This window comes from Rhizobium sp. BR 317, from assembly GCF_047445835.1.
GTDB lineage: Bacteria > Pseudomonadota > Alphaproteobacteria > Rhizobiales > Rhizobiaceae > Rhizobium > Rhizobium paranaense.
This window is the reverse complement of the sequence record NZ_JARWLB010000004.1, coordinates 294,330-313,153: the sequence shown is the minus strand read 5'-3', so window position 1 is coordinate 313,153 and position 18,824 is coordinate 294,330. Positions and strand designations below refer to the sequence as shown.

19 protein-coding genes are annotated in these 18,824 nt (G+C 60.2%); 10 read left to right on the top strand and 9 right to left on the bottom strand.

The genetic code is table 11. The features are described 5' to 3' along the window. Nucleotides 1–310 precede the first annotated feature (310 nt). The 6 genes from QD357_RS08915 to QD357_RS08890 all read left to right on the top strand — a co-directional run bounded on the left by QD357_RS08915 (nt 311) and on the right by QD357_RS08890 (nt 6,870). Entirely contained in the window at nt 311–1,189 is an 879-nt protein-coding gene (locus tag QD357_RS08915; protein WP_107109007.1) for a choline kinase family protein, read from the top strand. Between the two features lie 9 nt (nt 1,190–1,198). Beyond that, nucleotides 1,199–3,646 (top strand): GcvT family protein, encoded by a 2,448-nt coding sequence (locus tag QD357_RS08910; protein ID WP_107109006.1) that lies wholly within the window; start codon nt 1,199–1,201, stop codon nt 3,644–3,646. Between the two features lie 15 nt (nt 3,647–3,661). Beyond that, nucleotides 3,662–4,375 carry an inner membrane-spanning protein YciB gene (locus tag QD357_RS08905; protein ID WP_245407499.1) on the top strand — a complete coding sequence of 238 codons (714 nt, stop codon included), beginning with the start codon at nt 3,662–3,664 and terminating at the stop codon, nt 4,373–4,375. Between the two features lie 89 nt (nt 4,376–4,464). Then, nucleotides 4,465–5,166, top strand: a complete 702-nt coding sequence (gene ung / locus QD357_RS08900; RefSeq protein ID WP_107109005.1) for a uracil-DNA glycosylase — start codon at nt 4,465–4,467, stop codon at nt 5,164–5,166. Between the two features lie 140 nt (nt 5,167–5,306). Then, on the top strand, nt 5,307–6,239 hold the full coding sequence (locus tag QD357_RS08895) for a VOC family protein (protein WP_107109004.1): 933 nt from the start codon (nt 5,307–5,309) through the stop codon (nt 6,237–6,239). A 13-nt stretch (nt 6,240–6,252) separates the two neighbouring features. Continuing rightward, the gene (locus tag QD357_RS08890) at nt 6,253–6,870 is read left to right on the top strand and encodes an alpha/beta hydrolase (protein WP_107109443.1); all 618 of its coding nucleotides are present in this window, start codon (nt 6,253–6,255) and stop codon (nt 6,868–6,870) included. Nucleotides 6,871–6,900: 30 nt separating this feature from the next. Here QD357_RS08890 and QD357_RS08885 read toward each other — a convergent pair whose 3' ends face one another. Further along, nucleotides 6,901–7,338 carry a hypothetical protein gene (locus QD357_RS08885; protein ID WP_107109003.1) on the bottom strand — a complete coding sequence of 146 codons (438 nt, stop codon included), beginning with the start codon at nt 7,336–7,338 and terminating at the stop codon, nt 6,901–6,903. Between the two features lie 207 nt (nt 7,339–7,545). Here QD357_RS08885 and QD357_RS08880 point away from each other — a divergent pair, with 207 nt between their 5' ends. Together QD357_RS08880 and QD357_RS08875 are read left to right on the top strand one after the other, a co-directional pair. Further along, nucleotides 7,546–8,451, top strand: coding sequence for a DMT family transporter (locus tag QD357_RS08880; RefSeq protein ID WP_245407498.1), 906 nt, complete (start codon nt 7,546–7,548; stop codon nt 8,449–8,451). A 61-nt stretch (nt 8,452–8,512) separates the two neighbouring features. After that, the gene (locus QD357_RS08875; protein WP_107109441.1) at nt 8,513–8,902 is read left to right on the top strand and encodes a RidA family protein; all 390 of its coding nucleotides are present in this window, start codon (nt 8,513–8,515) and stop codon (nt 8,900–8,902) included. 85 nt (nt 8,903–8,987) lie between these two features. On the opposite strand, the gene QD357_RS08870 is transcribed toward QD357_RS08875, so the two are convergent. The 6 genes from QD357_RS08870 to QD357_RS08845 all read right to left on the bottom strand — a co-directional run bounded on the left by QD357_RS08870 (nt 8,988) and on the right by QD357_RS08845 (nt 15,226). Beyond that, nucleotides 8,988–9,569: an NAD(P)H-dependent oxidoreductase gene (locus QD357_RS08870; protein WP_107109002.1), complete on the bottom strand. Its 582-nt coding sequence runs from the start codon at nt 9,567–9,569 to the stop codon at nt 8,988–8,990. Next, nucleotides 9,566–10,975, bottom strand: coding sequence for an FAD-binding oxidoreductase (locus QD357_RS08865; protein ID WP_107109001.1), 1,410 nt, complete (start codon nt 10,973–10,975; stop codon nt 9,566–9,568). The genes QD357_RS08870 and QD357_RS08865 overlap by 4 nt, the downstream gene beginning before the upstream one ends. 1 nt (nt 10,976) lies before the next feature. After that, nucleotides 10,977–12,290, bottom strand: coding sequence for a cytosine deaminase (locus QD357_RS08860; protein WP_107109000.1), 1,314 nt, complete (start codon nt 12,288–12,290; stop codon nt 10,977–10,979). After that, nucleotides 12,290–13,150, bottom strand: a complete 861-nt coding sequence (locus QD357_RS08855; RefSeq protein ID WP_245407497.1) for an ABC transporter permease — start codon at nt 13,148–13,150, stop codon at nt 12,290–12,292. The genes QD357_RS08860 and QD357_RS08855 overlap by 1 nt, the downstream gene beginning before the upstream one ends. A gap of 14 nt (nt 13,151–13,164) precedes the next feature. After that, a complete protein-coding gene (locus QD357_RS08850) occupies nt 13,165–13,974 on the bottom strand; it encodes an ABC transporter ATP-binding protein (RefSeq protein ID WP_107108999.1) in 810 nt (269 codons plus the stop codon). 235 nt (nt 13,975–14,209) lie between these two features. Continuing rightward, a complete protein-coding gene (locus tag QD357_RS08845; protein WP_107108998.1) occupies nt 14,210–15,226 on the bottom strand; it encodes an ABC transporter substrate-binding protein in 1,017 nt (338 codons plus the stop codon). Nucleotides 15,227–15,410: 184 nt separating this feature from the next. On the opposite strand from QD357_RS08845, the gene QD357_RS08840 reads away from it, so the two are divergent. Beyond that, nucleotides 15,411–16,379, top strand: a complete 969-nt coding sequence (locus QD357_RS08840; RefSeq protein ID WP_107109439.1) for a LysR substrate-binding domain-containing protein — start codon at nt 15,411–15,413, stop codon at nt 16,377–16,379. On the opposite strand, the gene QD357_RS08835 is transcribed toward QD357_RS08840, so the two are convergent. Next, on the bottom strand, nt 16,367–17,164 hold the full coding sequence (locus tag QD357_RS08835; RefSeq protein ID WP_107108997.1) for a creatininase family protein: 798 nt from the start codon (nt 17,162–17,164) through the stop codon (nt 16,367–16,369). The two genes, QD357_RS08840 and QD357_RS08835, sit on opposite strands and share 13 nt — an antisense overlap. Before the next feature lie 327 nt (nt 17,165–17,491). On the opposite strand from QD357_RS08835, the gene QD357_RS08830 reads away from it, so the two are divergent. Continuing rightward, nucleotides 17,492–18,031, top strand: coding sequence for a flavin reductase (locus tag QD357_RS08830; RefSeq protein WP_107108996.1), 540 nt, complete (start codon nt 17,492–17,494; stop codon nt 18,029–18,031). On the opposite strand, the gene QD357_RS08825 is transcribed toward QD357_RS08830, so the two are convergent. Beyond that, entirely contained in the window at nt 18,007–18,798 is a 792-nt protein-coding gene (locus tag QD357_RS08825; RefSeq protein ID WP_107108995.1) for an alpha/beta fold hydrolase, read from the bottom strand. The genes QD357_RS08830 and QD357_RS08825 overlap by 25 nt on opposite strands. Nucleotides 18,799–18,824 lie beyond the last annotated feature (26 nt).

The window sequence follows — 18,824 nt, the reverse complement described above, 5'->3', positions numbered from 1 at the left end:
GATCCCAAAACGTGCGAAGCGGCTTGCGGATAAGACCATGCCTGATCAAACATCTGGAGCGGGATAACGACTCAAACGCAAGTCATCTCGTTCCAATCACCTCGAGATTGAATTTTTAAGTCAAATCTCACTTACGGTGAAGCTTTCTGTTGAAAATATCCATAGCCTAATAGGGATTAGACCTTATTCCCCGCAAAATCCAACAAAAAACCAAATGAGCGTTTCATTTTGTGGCTAGTTCTTGACAGTTCTCCTTTTGTGAGGAACCTTTTACATCCAAAAGACGCGCGATTTTAGCGCTGGAGGAGGGATGATCGTAACGCCCGAAGACAAGATACAGGCTCTTGGCATTTGGCGCGGATCGATCGATATCGCTCCGCTCGTGGGCGGCATCACCAATCGCAACTACCTGGTCACCGATAGCGGCCGGCGTTTCGTGGTCAGGCTCGGGACGGATATCCCGGTTCACCACATCAGACGTGCCAACGAACTGGCCGCGAGCAAGGCTGCGCATGCGGCGGGATTGTCGCCCGCTGTCGTTCATTCCGAGCCAGGCGTTCTCGTGCTGGACTATATCGACGGAAAGCCGCTGGTCGCGGAGGATATTCGCGACCCTTTGATGCTAGCGCGCATCGTACCGCTTGTCCGTTCCTGTCACCAGAATGTTGCGAAACACTTTCGCGGCGCAGGGGCCATCTTCTGGGTTTTTCATGTGGTATGCGACTATGCCGCCCTTCTCGAAGAGGGCGGTAGCCGTCATGGAGCATTGCTGCCTTCCTTCCTCGATATCGCCGAGCGACTGGAACAGGCCGCGCGACCCTTCGACATCGTTTTCGGCCATAACGATCTTCTGCCCGGCAATTTCCTCGACGATGGAACAAGGCTTTGGCTGATCGATTGGGATTATGCCGGCTTCAACACGCCGCTCTTCGATCTCGGTGGTCTTGCTTCCAACAACGAATTCTCCGAAAGCCAGGAAACGGCGATGCTGGAAGCCTATTTCGAGGCGCCGGTGAGCGACGAGCTACGTCGGCGCTATCAGGCAATGAAATGCGCTTCGCTGTTGCGCGAGACGATGTGGAGCATGGTTTCCGAAATCCATTCCCGTATCGACTTCGATTATTCAGCCTATACGAGCGAAAATCTGGCGCGATTTGAACGTGCCTATCAATCATTCCGGAATTCTTGAGGTGATGCGATGAAAGAACTGCCCCAAACAGCGAAGGCGGTCGTCATCGGCGGGGGTATCGTCGGCTGTTCGACAGCCTATCACCTTGCCAAGCTCGGGCTATCAGACACGGTCCTGCTGGAGCGAAAGAAGCTGACCTCGGGCACGACGTTCCATGCCGCAGGCCTTGTCGGGCAATTGCGTACCAGCGCCAATATCACCCAGATGCTCGGCTATTCCGTCGATCTCTATAAGAGGTTGGAGGCGGAGACGGGGCTTGCCACCGGCTGGAAGATGAACGGCGGCCTGCGCCTTGCCTGCAATGAGGAACGCTGGACGGAAGTCAAGCGACAGGCGACGACGGCGCAATCCTTCGGGCTGCAAATGCATCTGCTGACGCCGAAGGAGGCCTTCGATCTCTGGCCTCTAATGGATATAGACGATCTGATCGGTGCCGCCTATCTGCCGACCGATGGGCAGGCCAATCCCTCCGATATCACCCAGGCGCTGGCGAAGGGCGCGCGCATGGCCGGTGTTTCGATTTTCGAGGACACCGAAGTTCTCGATCTGGAGATCGATAAGGGCAGGATTCGCGCTGTCATCACCGACAAGGGCCGCATCGAATGCGAGCGTGTTGTGGTCTGTGCCGGGCAGTGGACGCGCAGCTTTGCCGCGCGCTTCGGCGTCAACGTGCCGCTCGTCTCCGTCGAGCATCAGTATCTCATCACCGAATCCTTCGGCGTCCCCTCCAACCTGCCGACGCTGCGCGATCCCGACAGGTTGACCTATTACAAGGAAGAGGTCGGCGGATTGGTGATGGGCGGCTATGAGCCGAATCCGATCCCCTGGGCGATCGACGGCATTCCCAAGGAGTTTCATTACACGCTGCTCGATAGCAATTTCGGTCATTTCGAGCAGATCATGGAGCAGGCTCTGATGCGCGTGCCGGCGCTGCAGACGGCGGGCATCAAGCAGCTTCTGAACGGGCCAGAGAGCTTTACGCCCGATGGCAATTTCATCCTCGGCGAAGCGCCGGAGCTTCGAAACTTCTTCGTCGGTGCTGGCTTCAACGCCTTCGGCATAGCGTCAGCGGGCGGGGCGGGCATGGCGCTTGCCGAATGGGTTGCAAAGGGCGAACCGCCCTATGATTTGTGGCCCGTCGACATCAGGCGTTTCGGCCGCCCGCATTTCGATACGGACTGGGTGCGCACCCGCACGCTGGAAGCCTATGGCAAGCATTACACCATGGCCTGGCCGTTCGAGGAGCATTCGAGCGGCCGCCCCTGCCGCAAGTCGCCGCTCTATGATCGGCTGAAGGCGCAGGGCGCTTGTTTCGGCGAAAAGCTCGGCTGGGAGCGTCCGAACTGGTTCGCCGACCTTTTTGCCGGCGAGGAGCCGAAGGATATCTACAGCTACGGCCGCCAGAACTGGTTTGCTGCGGTCGGTCGTGAGCATAGGGCGGTGCGCGAGGCGGCGGTGATCTTCGATCAGACGTCTTTTGCGAAATTCGTGCTGAAGGGGCGAGATGCCGAAGCGGCGATCTCCTGGATCGCGTCCAACGACGTCGCCAAGCCGGTTGGCGCGCTGACCTACACGCAGATGCTGAACGACAAAGGCGGCATCGAATGCGATGTCACCGTGGCGCGCGTCGCCGAGAACGAATTTTACATCACGACAGGCACGGGCTTTGCCACGCATGATTTCGACTGGATCGCCAGGAATATCCCGGCCGAGATGCATGCCGAACTGGTGGATATCACTTCTGCCTATTCAGTGCTGTCGTTGATGGGGCCGAATTCGCGCAGAGTGCTGGAATCCGTCACCTCGAACGATGTTTCGAACGCCGCATTTCCGTTCCTGCGAGTGAAGACCATCGGCATTGCCGGCTGCCCGGTTCGAGCGCTGCGCATGACCTATGTCGGCGAACTCGGCTACGAGCTGCATGTGCCGGTGGAATATGCGGCCACGGTCTACGATGCGCTGATGGCGGCCGGGCGTCATCACGGATTGATCAATGCCGGCTATCGCGCGATCGAAAGCTGCCGGCTGGAAAAGGGCTTTCGTGCCTGGGGTTCCGACATCGGTCCCGACCATACGCCGGTCGAGGCAGGGCTCGCCTGGGCGGTGAAGATGAAGAAGAACATCGCCTTCCGCGGCCGGGAGGCCATCGAGCGGCAGTTGGCTTCGGGGGTGAAGAAGTTGTTCGCCTGCTTCGTGCCCGACGATCCCGAAACCGTGTTGCTCGGTCGCGAGACCATCTATCGCGACGGCCAACGCGTCGGCTGGCTGTCGAGCGGCGGCTATGGCTACACGATCGGCAAGCCGATCGGTTACGGCTATGTCCGCAATGCGGATGGGGTCAGCGAGGATTTCGTGCTTGGCGGCCGATACGAACTCGACGTTGCCCAACGCCGCGTGCCCTGCCAGGTGTCGTTGAAGCCGCTCTATGACCCGCAAATGGCGCGGGTTAAGGGGTGATTACGGAAAGATTGAGTGCCATCTCTTGATGTCGATGGCTGGTGGCTTTATGACCGTTACAGAAGTCGCGACAAGGGCCGAAGTGCGGTGAAAAGCTTTTTCGATGCGGTCAGGCTACTGCTCGCCGATTTGGCCTCCAGCCTATTTTTCGTCGTTCTGCTTTCCCTCACGCATAATGCGACCCTTTCGGCTTGCTCGGCGATAGCGTTTGGCCTTGTCCAAATCGGAATACAATACCTTCGACGGAAGCCAATCGATACCATGGAGTGGCTGAGCCTCTTTCTGGTCATTGCTGCAGGCGCGGCAACGCTGCTGACGGACGATCCGCGTTTCGTACTATTCAAGCCGAGCGTTATCTATTCGATTGTCGGCGTGGTGATGCTTAAGCCGGGCTGGATGAATCGGTATCTGCCGGCTATTGCCCGCGCAGTCGCGCCCGATGTCGCTACTTATGTGGGCTTTGTCTGGGCTGGCCTGATGTTCCTGTCCGCTGCGCTCAATGTATTCGTTGCCACAGCCTTTGATCTATCCATATGGGCGGTCGTCATGCCGGCCTTCGGTATTGGCAGCAAAGTGGTGCTGATGCTGGCCGGATTTGCCGCGATCCGCTTCACGGTGAGGCGACGCGTACGTGCCATGCCGGAGGCCGAACGCGAAGCGTTGCTGATCTCGACGGGGGAGAGAGTGCAATCGCCGTCTCTGGCGACGTCCGCCGCCGGAAAGCTGTGATCTGCCTGCCGCAATGGAAGTCCTTTTCTTGACACGCTGGCGCTTTCATCCTCAATCGACATGCTGACGAAAGATGGAGGCGAGGGACGATGGCGGAAGCGGGCATCAAGCTGGAGGAAAGCTGGAAAGAGGCGCTGTCACAGGAATTCGTCAGCCCCTATATGCAGCAGCTCAAATCCTTTCTTGTCGAAGAGAAACAGCGCGGCAAGGTGATTTTTCCGCGCGGCAGCGAATATTTCCGGGCCTTGGACCTGACGCCGCTCGATGAAGTGCAGGTCGTGATCCTTGGACAGGACCCCTATCACGGCGTCGGGCAGGCGCATGGGCTCTGCTTCAGCGTTCGCCCCGGCGTGCGTATCCCGCCGTCGCTCGTCAATATCTACAAGGAACTGGAAACCGATCTCGGCGTCCCGCCGGCGCGTCACGGCTTTCTCGAAAGCTGGGCGAAGCAGGGCGTGCTTCTGCTCAACAGTGTGCTGACGGTAGAGGAGTCACAGGCCGCCTCGCATCAGGGCAAGGGCTGGGAACGCTTCACCGATGCCGTCATCCGCCGTGTCAACGACGAATGCGACGGCGTGGTTTTCATGCTCTGGGGCTCCTACGCACAGAAGAAGGCCGCCTTCGTCGATACCGAGCGGCACCTCGTGCTGAAAGCCGCACACCCATCGCCACTGTCGGCGCATAACGGCTTCCTCGGCTGCCGGCATTTTTCCAAGGCGAACGCTTATCTGGCAGAACATGGCAAGGATCCGATCGACTGGGCTTTGCCGAGCGATCCGGGTAATGGCTGATGTATTGAACGACCGCCATTTGTCGTTCAATAATCGGAGACAATCCGTTTGGCTATTGGGGGCTATCGAAAAACGGGCTGTGGGACCATCTTCTGCTCATGAGAAACGCCTGCCGTTGCGGGCGAGACAAGGGGTTAAAGATGCTCAATCAGATCAAGGGTCTTCACCACGTTACCTCGATGGCGGAAGATGCCCGCACCAACAATAAGTTCTTCACGGACACGCTTGGCCTGCGCCGCGTGAAGAAGACGGTCAATTTCGACGCGCCGGATGTTTATCACCTCTATTACGGTGACGAGATCGGCACGCCCGGCACGATCATGACCTATTTCCCGTTCCCGAAGATGGCTCGCGGTCGTCCGGGCACAGGCGAAGTCGGCAATACCGTTTTCTCCATTCCGGAGGGCGCGATCGGCTATTGGAGCGAGCGGCTTGGCAAGCAGGGCGTCGAGGCTCTGAAGGCTGATGAATCCTTCGGCCAGAAGCGCCTCCATTTCGCTGGTCCCGATGGGGACGGTTTCGCGCTGGTCGAGGTCAAGAATGACGATCGTCAGCCCTGGACGCATGGCGGCGTCGATGCCGAGCATGCTATCCGAGGCTTCCATTCCGTCGCCATGCGGCTAAGGGACGAGGGCGCCACGGCCGAGCTGTTGAAATATATGGGTTATGAAGTCGTCGATACGCATGAAGGCGTCAAGCGGCTGGCTATCCCCGGCGGCAATGGTGCCGATTTCGTCGATCTCGAAACCATGCCGAACATCGGCCGTGCACTTCCCGGTGCGGGTTCCGTCCACCATGTTGCCTTTGCCGTCGAGAACCGCGCAAAACAGCTCGAAGTGCGCAAGGCGCTGATGGATACGGGATATCAGGTTACGCCGGTTATCGACCGTGACTATTTCTGGGCGATCTATTTCCGTACGCCGGGCGGCGTGCTGTTCGAAGTCGCTACGAACGAGCCCGGTTTCAACCGAGACGAAGATACGGCCCATCTCGGCGAGGCGCTGAAGCTGCCGGAACAGCACGCTCATCTGCGGGCACTGCTCGAGCAGCATCTCGAACCGCTGGACGCTTAAACAGGGGGTGATCATGACGAATACGACCTATGTGCACCGGGTGAAGCCCGGTGCACCCGGCAAACCTATTCTGTTTGCCCTCCACGGCACGGGCGGCGACGAGAACCAATTCTTCGATTTCGGCAGCCGCCTGCTGCCGGAGGCGACCATCGTCTCGCCGCGTGGCGACGTTTCGGAACATGGCGCAGCGCGCTTCTTCCGGCGCACGGGCGAGGGCGTCTACGACATGGCGGACCTTGCCCGGGCCACCGAGAAGATGGCCGCCTATGTGAAGAGCCTGGCCGTCGACCACGGCGCCTCGCAGGTGCTTGGTCTCGGCTTTTCCAACGGCGCGAATATTCTCGCCAATGTGCTGATCGAACACGGCGATCTCTTCGATGCCGCCGTGCTGATGCATCCGCTGATCCCGTTCCAGCCGCGTGACAACGCCAAGCTCGACGGCAGCCGGGTTTTGATCACCGCTGGGGAACGCGATCCGATCTCGCCGGCGCCGGTGACCAAGGCGCTCGCGGATTATTTCACGCGGCAGAAAGCCGAGGTGACGCTGGAGTGGCATTCGGGCGGCCACGATATCCGCCCGAATGAGATCGAGGCGATCCGCGGCTTCTTCGCGCCATATGCTCAAGTGTGAATGAAATCGGGCGCATGGCGGTACCGACTGCTATGCGCCCGGTCGCATCCCGAGGAGTTCCAGCATCGTCTTCGCCTGGACTTCGGCTGCGCGCCGTCCCGCTTGATCGATATAAGCGGACCCGCAGAAATGGTTGAGATTCTCGGTGTCGGTATTGTCCAGCTCCGCGTGTCTCGAATTCACGATGACCATGCGCCAGGCGCAGCCGCGGATACTGTCGGGCTGGATGGCATTGTCGCAGCCTGTGCTTAGGCAGAGTGCGACCTTTCGCTGGTTCTGATATTTTCCCTCGGTCGCAGCGTCGTATTCGCTCTTCCACATATCGCGCGTGTGCCGGCAATTGCCGGGATCGCCGCTTTGGCTACATTCCGTTGCCGTATTGACGTAGCTTTCGGCAGCCGGCCATAGCGGGGCGTCGACCAGGCTCACGCAGCCGCACGCAAAAAGCCCTGCCAGCAATAGCTGCATTGATTCCCCCTCTGCCGAATATTCGGTACCCTAAAGACATACGGAATATCCGCAAGACGCAAGCGCTGGTTTGGGCCGAGATGGGCGTGGCGGTTCTGCAGCCGCGACACCTCCTCTCTCATCAACGACATTTTGCGCCGCAGGCATCGCTTGTGGGCTCTCCTGGTGCTCGCTAATAGTCTAAGCCTAAAGGGTTCGGAGGGATTCGTGGTGACGCTGGCGGAGCAGCAGCAATATCGGCTGGGCGTGATCTACGTGGCGGCTTCAGCCCTGGCGTGGTCGACTTCCGGCCTGTTCGTCCGCCTGATCCACGCGGATCTGATGACCATCCTCTTCTGCCGGGGTATCGTCTCCGGGCTCGGCGTCTTCACGCTGTTTCTCTATATCGAGCGCGGCAGGGCCTGGCGAATTCTTCGCTCCATGCGCTGGCCGTCGCTGGCCGCAACGGTGTTTTCCACCACGTCCATGATCAGCGGCATCGGCTCGATCTATTATACCTCCGTCGCCGATGCGATGGTGATCTATGCGACGGTGCCCTTCGTCACCGCGGGCGTCGCCTATGTCTTCATCAAGGAGCGCCCAAGCATGGCGACGCTGGTCGCCAGCGTCGTGGCGCTCATCGGCGTGCTGGTCATGCTCTCCGGTGAGGTAAGCGGCAACGGGGGCGGTGGTTGGCTCGGCAAGGGCCTGGCCTGCGTCATGACGTTGTCGGTCGCCGGTCTCGCTGTTGTCATGCGCCAGCACCGGGATGTGCCTATGCTGCCAGCGATGGCCTTGTCCGCCTGGCTCTGCTCGTTCATCACCTTCTGGTTCGCTTCGCCGGCGATGGTGTCCGGGCATGATCTCGGCCTGATCATCGCCTTCGGCATCATCCAGAACGCCATGGGTCTCAGCCTTTATACCTTCGGCTCGCGGCTGATCCCGGCCGCCGATGCCAGCCTGCTGACCTCGCTCGAGGTGCCGCTGACGCCTCTGTGGGTCTGGATATTCCTCGCTGAACGGCCATCGCAGGCGACGCTAATCGGCGGCCCGATCGTGCTTATCGCGCTCTTTGGCCATATCCTGCTGGAAGTGCGGCGAAACCGGGCGGTGGAGCCGGCGCAAGCGCTCTGAACGGCTTGCCCGGCTGCCGGTGAAATGCTGAAATCGGCGCGACCAATGGGAAACGATGCCGATGAAGAAAACTTTCAATCCGCCCTCCGTTCGCCGCCCCTTCGGCAACTATAATCACGGCCTGCTGGTGCCATCAGGCGCGAGTCTGCTGGTCACATCAGGCCAGCTCGGCATTGCCCTCGACGATAGCATTCCACCAGATGTCGCTAGCCAAGCGGAACTCTGCTTCGAGGCGATCAAGGTGATCCTCGATGAAGCCGGCATGGACTTCTCCGACGTGATCCGCATTTCCGGTTTCGTCACGAAACGCGAGGATTTTCCTGCCTATATGGCCGTGCGCGACCGCTATATACTCGATCCGAAGCCGGCCTCCACGCTGATCATCGTCGGCGGATTTACGCGGCCGGAGTTTCTGGTCGAGGTCGAGGTGACAGCGGCGAAGGTGATGTAAAACACCTGCAGCAAGCAGTTGGTTAGGCTTAGGACTCGATGCGGATGGGGATCGGCGGCGAGGTGATTTCACCGATGGGTGGCAGCTAAAAGCGCTCCATCTCCCGCTTCACTCTCTCCAAAAAGCGCTTTCTCGTCTCGTCCGTGGAGCGGTTCATGTCGTAATGGGCGAGGAAGACGACGGGGGCGAAGGGTTTGATCATGGCGCGGAGCATGCGCTTGATGATCTTCTTCGGCGGATTGCCGACGATGAAGGCGCGGAAGGGATCGGCGCCATAGGTCATCACGGCCCCGAGCTTGCGGATATGCCGCAGCTTCGAGGTCACCTTGCCATTCACCAGTTCGAAGGTGACGCCCGGCAGCCAGACGCGGTCGAAATAGCCTTTCAGGATCGCTGGAAAGCCGAAATTCCAGACCGGGGTGACGATAACAAGTGCTTCCGCCCATTGCAGGCGCTCGACATAGGGTTTCACCGCCTCGGTATTTTCCGGATAGTCGTGATAGATCATCCGGTCGTGGCGGGAGAGTACGGGGTCGAAGCCCTCGGCATAGAGGTTGCAGTCGTCGACCTCATGGCCGGCCGCTTTCAGGCTCTCAATCGTCTGCCGGTGCAGCGCCGCGCCGAAACTTTCTTCGACGGGATGCGAATGGAGGACGAGAACCCTCATGAGGCCTCCATCAGCGCCGCAAGACCAGGAAAGAGATAGTTCTCGCCGGCCGTGAAGTCGAAGTCGGGATTGTCCCAGGCGATCATCTTGCCGGGGTTCAGCAGGCCCTTCGGATCGGTTTCCTTCTTGAAAGCGAGCTGGACGGTATCCGTCTGCTTCATGCCGCCTTCCTCCAGCGTATAGCGATGCGGATTGAAGATCGGGCAGCCGTGATCCTGATGGATGCGAATGATCTCTTCCAGCCGCGCCTCCGACGTATAGCGCACCAGCGGCAGGCCGGCGCACTGGATCTCGCCGTCGAACCTGATGAACTCGAGATGGCCGGGCACTTCGTCGCCGAAGATCTCGACCATTTTCTGGACCTTGGCGACGTGATCCGGACTCGGATACTGCACTTGCAGATAGGTGATGCTCGGGTCGACTTTGATGGCGCGCAGCGTCGTGTGGTTCCAGGCGAGTTCATAGGCATGCGGAATGCCCTTCATGCTCTCGACCTTGTCGGAGCGGAAGGTGATTTCGCCCTTTTGCTGGCTGGTGAAGGCCAGGAACGGGTCCACGGCATGCGGCGCGATCATCAGCGCCACGATCGATTGGCCCTGACGGATATAGGGCTTGTGGCGAGAGAAATAGTCATGGGGGATGGGCGCTGCGATCGGCGCGATTTCCTTGACCAGGATGCCGTTGCATTTGGCGAGCGCATCCGAGAAGCGCACGGCGTCCATGAAATCGTCGTAGCCGACCAGCACGTCCACCCAGTCATAGGCCGGGGCGAGCGGCATTTCGATCTCAGTGATGATGCCGTTGGTGCCGTAGGCATGGCTGACCTTGGTCAGGTCCCAGCCGGTGAGGTCAAGCACACGCGGCTCGGCCTCCATGGTGACGACGCGCAGGCGCAGGATATTGCCGATATCGCGCAATCCGCCCCAGGTGATCGAGCCGACGCCGCCGGAGCCGCCGGCGATGAAGCCGCCGATCGTCGCCGTCTGCGCGGTCGAGGGATGGAAGCGCAGTTCCTGGCCGGAATGCGCCTTGGTCTGGCGGTCGAGCTCGGCGATGACGATGCCGGGTTCGCAGATGACGCGGCCGGGATGGATTTCCTTGATCTTGTTCATGCCCGCGAGGTTTAGCACGATGCCGCCGGAAAGCGGCATGGCCTGGCCGTAATTGCCGGTGCCGGCGCCGCGCGGGGTGACCGGCACATCATGGGCATAGGCGACCTTCAGCGTGCGGATCACCTCTTCCTCGGTCTTCGGCGTCACGACGAGATCGGCGGTGACATTGTCGAGCTGCGCCTTCAGGATCGGCGAATACCAGTAGAAATCCCGGCTCTTCTGGCGCACCAGCGCCGGATTGTCTTCGACGGCGATGCCTTCGAGTTCTTTTTTGATGAGCTGATAATCCGGCATGTCAGGCTCCAATAACGGTATCGAGTTCGCGGTAATCCGGCAGGCTGCGGTCGATCACCTTGCCCTTGCGAAGGACGACGCGGTCGGACTGCGGACGAGAGAGGAATTCGCTCCAGCGTCTGGCGCTGAAGAGGACGAGATCGGCGGGGCCGCCCACGGCGATACGGCCGATATCGGGACGGCCGAGAATATCGGCCGGCGACGTGGTGATCACCCGGGCGGCCGTATCCAGCGGATGATCGAGGTGCAGGATGCGGACGGCCTCGCGGAAGACCTCGACGGAGTCGAGATCGCCATAGGCGTAGAAGGGGTCGCGTGTATTGTCTGAGGCAACCGCCGTCCGCACGCCGGCGGCCGCCAGCTCATGCAGCAGGGTGACACCGCGCCAACGGGGTGTACGGCGCGCATGGCGATCCTGCAGATACATGTTGCACATCGGCAAGGAGACGACGGAGATCTGGGCTTTGGCGACGAGATCGATCGTGGCGGCGGCAACATCCTCGTCCTGGCGGGCGAGCGAGCAGCAATGGCCGGCGGTGACCTTGCCGGTGAAGCCATTGCGCAGCACCGCTTCGGCGATCGCCTTTAGCGTCAGCACCTGTTTGTCTTCTGTTTCGTCGACATGCAGGTCGATATCGAGGCCGTTGTCCATGGCGGCGCAGATCAGTTTGTCGAGCTGGCGATCGATATCGGGGTTCATCTGCGTGACGCCGCCGATCAGGCCTCCGGCATCGCGGATGACCATGAGGAGATCGGCGAAGAAGGCGTCGTCGGCCATCTCATCGAGCGGGAAGAGCGCGACGGCTTGCAGCGCGATCTTGTCTTTCCAGGCTTCGCGCACCTCAGAGAATACCTCGAAGGAAATGCGGTGCTGAGGCGCGAGTGAGTCGAGGTGTGTGCGGATCAGGCTGGTGCCGTGGGCATAGGCCGAGCGCAGCGAGAATTCCATGCGCTTCCTGACATCCTCAGCCGACCAGTTGGCCTCGCGATCAGCGCGTACCGCGTCGAGAGCGCCTACGAAACTGCCGTCCGGATTGGCGCGGCGCTCCCAGATGTGGCCCTTGTCGATATGGGTATGCATGTCGGCGAAGGTCGGCCAGACCATGCCGTCTCTCATATCGGCCTTGGCGAATTCAGCCGGCGCGCTGCCTACCGGCAGAATATCCTTGATGAGGCCATCCGCAACGACGATATCGGCTTTTATCAAGCCTTCGCTTGATGGGCCGGTGAAGCCGGCTGCCGTCACGGCGGGGACGGTGGCGTTGCTCAGCACGAAGCGCGCCGCGTTCGGCGGGGACATGAAGGAATAGGACATCAGTTTTCCCGCTTGAGGCTGCTTTCGTGCCAGCGATGCAGGCTCAGCCATGAGATGAAGGAGGTGAGGGCGAAGATGGCGACGCCAAGCGCCGAGAGCAGCAGCAGGGCGGCGAACAGGCGCGGCATGTTCTGGCGATACTGCGCTTCGAGCAGCCGGAAGGCGAGACCGGAATTGGGGCCGCCGGAGCCGGCGGCGAATTCCGCGACCACGGAGGCGATCAGCGACAGGCCGCCGCCGATCCTGAGGCCGGTCATGAAATAGGGCTGGGCGGCCGGCAGCTTCAGATGCAACAGCGTCTGCCAGCGCGAGGCGCCATAGAGATCGAAGAGATTGAGGAGATTATGGTCGACGCTCTTCAGTCCCTGCACCATGTTGGAGAGGATCGGGAAGAAGGCGACGAGGAAACCGCAGATCAACAGTGCGGCTTCGCGGGTTGGCGCGTAGATCAGGATCAACGGCGCGATCGCGACAATCGGCGTTACCTGCAGGATGACGGCGAGCGGATAGAAGGCGAGTTCGATCCAGCGCGATTGCACGAGGAAAATCGCAAAGCCGACACCGCCGATCAGCGCCAGCGCCAGCGAGATGAAGGTGATCTCCGTCGTCACCCAAAGCGCTGGCGAGAGGATGCCCCAGTCGGACACCAGTGCTTTCGCGACGGCGAGCGGGCTTGGCAGAATATATTGCGGAATGCCGGCGCCGACGACGAGAAGCTGCCAGAGGAGGATTAGGACGACGACGGTCAGCAGCGGGACGAGAATGCTGAGGGAGCGTTCGGCATTTCCGGCCCGCAGGGCGGGTTCAGATGGTGCATCGGTCGTCTCTGCAGAGAGGGGTAGGCTGGTGCTGTTGCTCATCAATGGGCCTCCAGTCAACCAATGGCTTCGATCAGGGAACGGGACACTTTTTCACAAACCTGACGATATTCCTCGGAAGACCGGTAGAGCAGGTCGCGTTCGCCGCTGGTGTCTAGGGGAAAGTCGGTGTGGACACGGCCAGGGCGCGCCTTCATCACGACGATGCGGTTTGAGAGATAGGCTGACTCATAGACGGAATGGGTGACGAAGATCACCGTAATGCCGGTCGACTGCCACAGCCGCAGCACATCGTCGTTGAGCCTCTGGCGGGTGATCTCGTCGAGCGCTGCAAAGGGTTCGTCCATCAGCAGCAGCTTCGGCTTGGTGACCAGCGCGCGAGCGATGGAGACGCGCATCTTCATGCCACCGGACAATTCACGCGGATAGGCATCGGCGAAATCCTGCAGGCCGACGGTCGCCAGTGTTTCCATAATCTGGTCATAGGCTGCCACTTTGGAGATGCCGCGCAGTTTCAGCGGCAGGTGGACATTGCCGAAGACGGTCTTCCAAGGCAGCAGTGTCGGCTCCTGGAAGACGAAACTGATATCGCCCTCCGGCAGGCCCTTGGAGTTGATGCGCGAACTCGGCCAGTCGATCGTACCGCTGGAGGCTCCGCCGAGGCCCGCGATAATCCGCAGCGCCGTCGACTTGCCGCAGCCCGAGGGGCCGAGCAGGCTGATAAACTCGCCGCTCTCCACCGTCAGCGACATGTCGGACAGCGCCAGGGTGCCGTTGGAGAATATCTTCGATACCTTGTCCATGACGACGAGTGGCCGCTTGCGTGCTTCTGTCGAGGGGGCAGCGGTTGCATTGGGTATGATCATCGTTCGGCTCTCTGTCGATGTCAGCAATCGGCTTCAGAGCAAGAATTGCCCCTCACCCTAACCCTCTCCCCACTGGCGGGGAGAGGGGACTATCTCGTCATGCCTGCCGATCTCAATCACCATGGCCTGTGGCGGCAGTTGCAGCTCTTGTCGTTCGGCGGTCGCGCCTTTGGCTCTGTCGTTCCCTCTCCCCGCGAGTGGGGAGAGGGCTAGGGTGAGGGGCTCTATTTGACCGTCACTTCTTCAGGCTCATCCCGACGCCTTTGCAGGCGAACTGCGGATCGAATGCTTTCTTGTAATCCGTATCAGCGGTGAACATCTTGATCTGCACCATCTCGTCGAAGAATTTCTTGTAGTGCGCGTCGGTGATGCAGCCGATGCCCTTGTCGAGCGCGTCGCCGGATTCGACAATGCCGTATTCCTTCATCTTGGCGATAGAATAGGCGATCTGGCCATCCGTCATATCGGGATTGTCTTTCTTGATCAGATCGTTGGCCGCTTTGTTGTCGCCATAGAGGTAGTTGTACCAGCCTTCGATCGAGGCGCTGACGAAACGCTGCACGAGATCAGGGTTCTTTTGAACGAGCGACGTCTGCGTGGTGATCATCGTCGAATAAGGCGAATAGCCGCTGTCGGCGAGCAGGAAGACCTTCGGTTCCCAACCGGTCTGCTTCTGGATTTCATAGGGTTCCGAGGTCAGGTAACCCTGCTGCGCCGATTGCTTGTCGGCGAGGAACGGCGCCGGGCTGAAATTGTAAGGCTTGTATTGCTCGTCCTTGAAGCCGGGGAAGTTGGCCTTCATCCATTCGAAGAAAGTAACGTAGCCGTCCTTGCCGAGGAAAATCGTCGGCAGCTTGGCAATATCTTCGAACTTATCGACGCCGGCGTCCGGATGGGCGATCAGCACCTGCGGGTCCTTCTGAAAGATCGCGGCAACGTCGACGATCGGAATGCCCTGTTTGACCGCATCAATTTCCTGCTGCGGGCTGCCCATGTAGAAGTCGATTTTGTCGGAAATCAGCAGCGCCTGATTGGCGGCGTTCGGGCCACCCTGGACGATTTCAACATCCAGGCCGTATTTTTTGTAGGTGCCGTCGGCGATCGCCTGGTAGAAGCCGCCGTGTTCGGCCTCCGCCAGCCAGTTGGTTCCGTACGTCACTTTGTCGAGGGCGCTCGCCGGCTGTGCGGCGGCGACAGCGGCCACCAAGCCCATGACGGCGAGAAATGCTTTGGTCTTCAATGCATTGGACATGGCCGGTTGTTCCCCTTATCTGCCATGGGACGCCGCGATTGACGCCCATTTTCCGCATTTGAGCGATTGCGTTGCGCTTTGAAAAGCATCAAAATTCGTGCGCATTGATGCCTTTTAGGCATCTCAGCTCGCGCTCGTGCCTAAATTGTGCGGCCTGGGCAAAATTTATGCAATGGGGATGAGCATGCTGCACTCGAGGCGACTTCTTTATATCAACGAGATTGCCCGCTGCGGCTCGATCCGCAAGGCGGCGGCGAGGCTCAATGTGGCGTCGTCGGCGGTCAACAGGCAGATCCTGGCGTTGGAAGAAGAGATGGGAGCGCCGCTATTCGAACGACTGCCGCGCGGGCTCAGATTGACGGCGGCGGGTGAGCTCTGCATCGAGCATATCCGCGAGGTGCTGAAGAACTACGAGCGGCTGGAAGGGCGCATCCGCAGTCTCAAGATGCAGCAGGCCGGCAAAGTCAGGATCGTCACGACGGTCGGGCTTGCTTCCGGACCCTTGCCGGAGATCATCGCGCGTTTCCTGTCCGAACATCCGCGCGTCTTCATTCAATTGCGCAACGATGCCGGCTCCACGACCATGGCGCCCGTCTTGTCCGGCGAAGTCGATGTCGGCCTCGGCTTCAACATTCCGGCGACACCGGGCATCCGTTCGCTCGGCAATTTCGATATTCCGATCGGCGTCGTGCTGCCGCCGGGGCATCCTCTGATCGGGCCTGGGCCGATCAATCTCGCCGATGTCGTGGAGGAGCGGCTGGTGCTGGCGCAGCCGGGCTCCAGCCTGCGCGAGATCATCAATCTGACGCTGGCGCGGCTATCGGTGCAGGTCGAGCCGGTGCTGGAAAGCAACGCGTCGGAAATGCTGAAGCAACTGGTCAAATGCGGGGCGGGGCTGACGCTGTTGAACCCGCTCGACGTCATCGCCGAATGCCGGCGCGGCGAGCTGGTGTTCCGGCCGATCGCCGAGCCGCATTCGCGGCATCAGCCGATGAAACTCTTTGCCCGCACGCGAGCGCCGCTCGATGCGGCGACTAGCTTGTTCGTGGAATATCTGCTTGCCGAACTCGCCGGCCTGGTGGAAGAACTGCAGGCGAAGGGACACATCCTGATGGTGCCGGAACGCCGCCGGCCGGACGCCTATTTCGAATAGAGGTTCGACAGGGGATAGTCCCTGAGATCGCGCAGCAGTTCAATGAAGCCCTGCACCTGATGGCGGCAGATGAGCGCGCCCTTTTCCGCCGTGCCGTTGGCGGCATTGCCGACGACGCCGTTGGAATTGAGATCGTGGGCGATCCAGGCGAGCGAATGCGGCGGCAGCGGCTGCAGATAATTCGACTGCTCCTTCATCCATTCCGCCTTGGAGACGAAATTTTCGGCCTTGTCCATTCGCACCAGCTCGGGGCGGAAATGCAGCATCAGCGAGGTTTCTACGTCGCCGCCATGGATGCCGTAACGCTGCTCATGGTCGCTGATCATGCCGTCCGGCGTGCCGAAGCGCGTCCATTGCGTGGCGACGACCGCCATTTGATGGCGCACGCGCAATTCGCGCGCGACGATGCCCATGATGTCGAGATTGCCGCCATGCGAATTGACGATGACCATCTTGCGGATGCCGGCCTCGGCAACCTTGGCGCCGATCGCGGTCCAGACCGGGATCAGCAGCTCGGCGCTGAGGGAGAGCGTGCCGGGGCCGTAGATATGTTCGTTGGCCTTGCCGATTTCCTGGGTCGGCAACACCAGGAAGTCGAGATCGTCAGGGCGTTGCGCCTTCAGTTCGGCCAGCATGCCGTTGGCAATGGCCACGTCGGTGGCGATCGGCAGATGCGGGCCGTGCTGTTCGGTCGAGGCGATCGGCAGGACGGCAATGGTGGTGTCGGGCGAAAGGCCAGCGAAATCATAGGTCGTCAGTTCGTTCCAATAGAAGGGCTTCGCCATCGCCATTTCCTCTCATGTGCTTTCTCTTATAACGGATACGGCAAGGGTGATGGCTAGGGAAAGCATCAATTTGTGGCCGTGCCGCTGCCTTTTTGTGTGCACCCCGGATGATGGCCGCTGCGAATCCCGGAGTTAGCGTCTCGTTTGCGCATGAGGGGAGGAGATGCGCGAAACGTCGACAGGAATTGTTTTTTCTTTTTGTATATAGATTTTATAGAAAACTTATTGCTCTTCAGGTGTGGGTTCTGAGAAACATCGTTGCTTGAGACAAGCGTCTCGACCCTCTAATTTTGCCAGGGTCCGGCACAAACGGTGGGGATGATGGGAATGAACATGAAAACATCCGTGGCGATCGAGAAGGCGGTGCCTGTTGCCGATCCAGATGTGGTCAAATCCGAGTTCCGCAATGCCATGGCGCGGATGGCAGCGGCCGTCAGTATCGTGACGACCAATGGACCTGCGGGGCTTGCCGGTTTTGCCGCAACAGCCGTCTGCAGTGTCTCCGACAGCCCGCCGACGCTGCTCGTCTGTCTCAACCGCACCGCTTCGGTTCACCCTGCCGTTACGGAAAACGGCGTGCTTTGCGTTAACGTGCTTTCCGAGGGGCATCAGGACCTGTCGCGCCTCTTTGGCGGCAAGACGCCGGTGGCGGAGCGCTTCGCTGCGGCTGCATGGTCGGAACTATCCACCGGTTCGCCGGCGTTGGAGGATGCGCTCGTCTCGTTCGATTGCCGCATCGTGCATCGCGCCAATGGCGGCACGCACGATATTCTGATGTGCGAAGTCGATGCCATCCGCCAGCGCGGCGGCGGGCAGGGGCTTATCTATTTCGATCGGGCCTATCATCCGGCGGGGCTGGCCGAATAGGCCAGGAAGTCTTCGATCACCTTGATGACCTCTGCTGGACGTTCGCGATGTGGCGAATGTCCGGTGTCTGGAAGAATATGGAATGATCCGCGCCCTGCCGCGATCCGACGTGGATGGGCAAGCGAACCATATTCATCCCGGTCGCCGTGAATGGCGATTACCGGACAAGGCAGTCTCTCAAGTGCTGCATCGAGGTTCCATTCGGCGAAATCCGGAGCAAGCCAGGTTTCGGTCCAAGCGCGCAGCACCCAATCAGCTTTGTCGCCATGATATTTGGCAAGCCGGGCAATGGTGTCGACCGACGCAAATTCCTGCTGTGCGGTCCTGATGCCTTGCAGCGTCCTATCTTCCACGAAAGCCTGGGCGGCGATGGTGATCACAGCATTGCACCCGGCGAGCCTGGCTCCCGTTTCCACCGCCATGCCGCCGCCCACGCTGTGCCCGCAGGCGATAAATTCCCGAAGCGCCAATTGCTCGCAGAGGAGCGGTACGACGCGCTCGGCTTCCAAGGCAATGAAGTCTCGCTCCAAAATGTCCATGCGAGCATCGGAGCGGCCAAAGCCCAATCTGTCGTAGGCGATCACACGTCGCCCGAGAGAATGGGCGAGCAAACGCGGGAAATCTCTCCAGAGCGCGACGCATCCGAGAGAGTCGTGAAACAGGATGATCGGCGCCTTGGAATTCAGATCGCGTGGTGCCCATGACTTGGCATAGAGGCGCCCGGCGGGGCTCTCAATCCAGTGCTCTGCTTCCACGATCTCTGTCATGTTTCCAGCCTGCCTGAAGAGCGGGG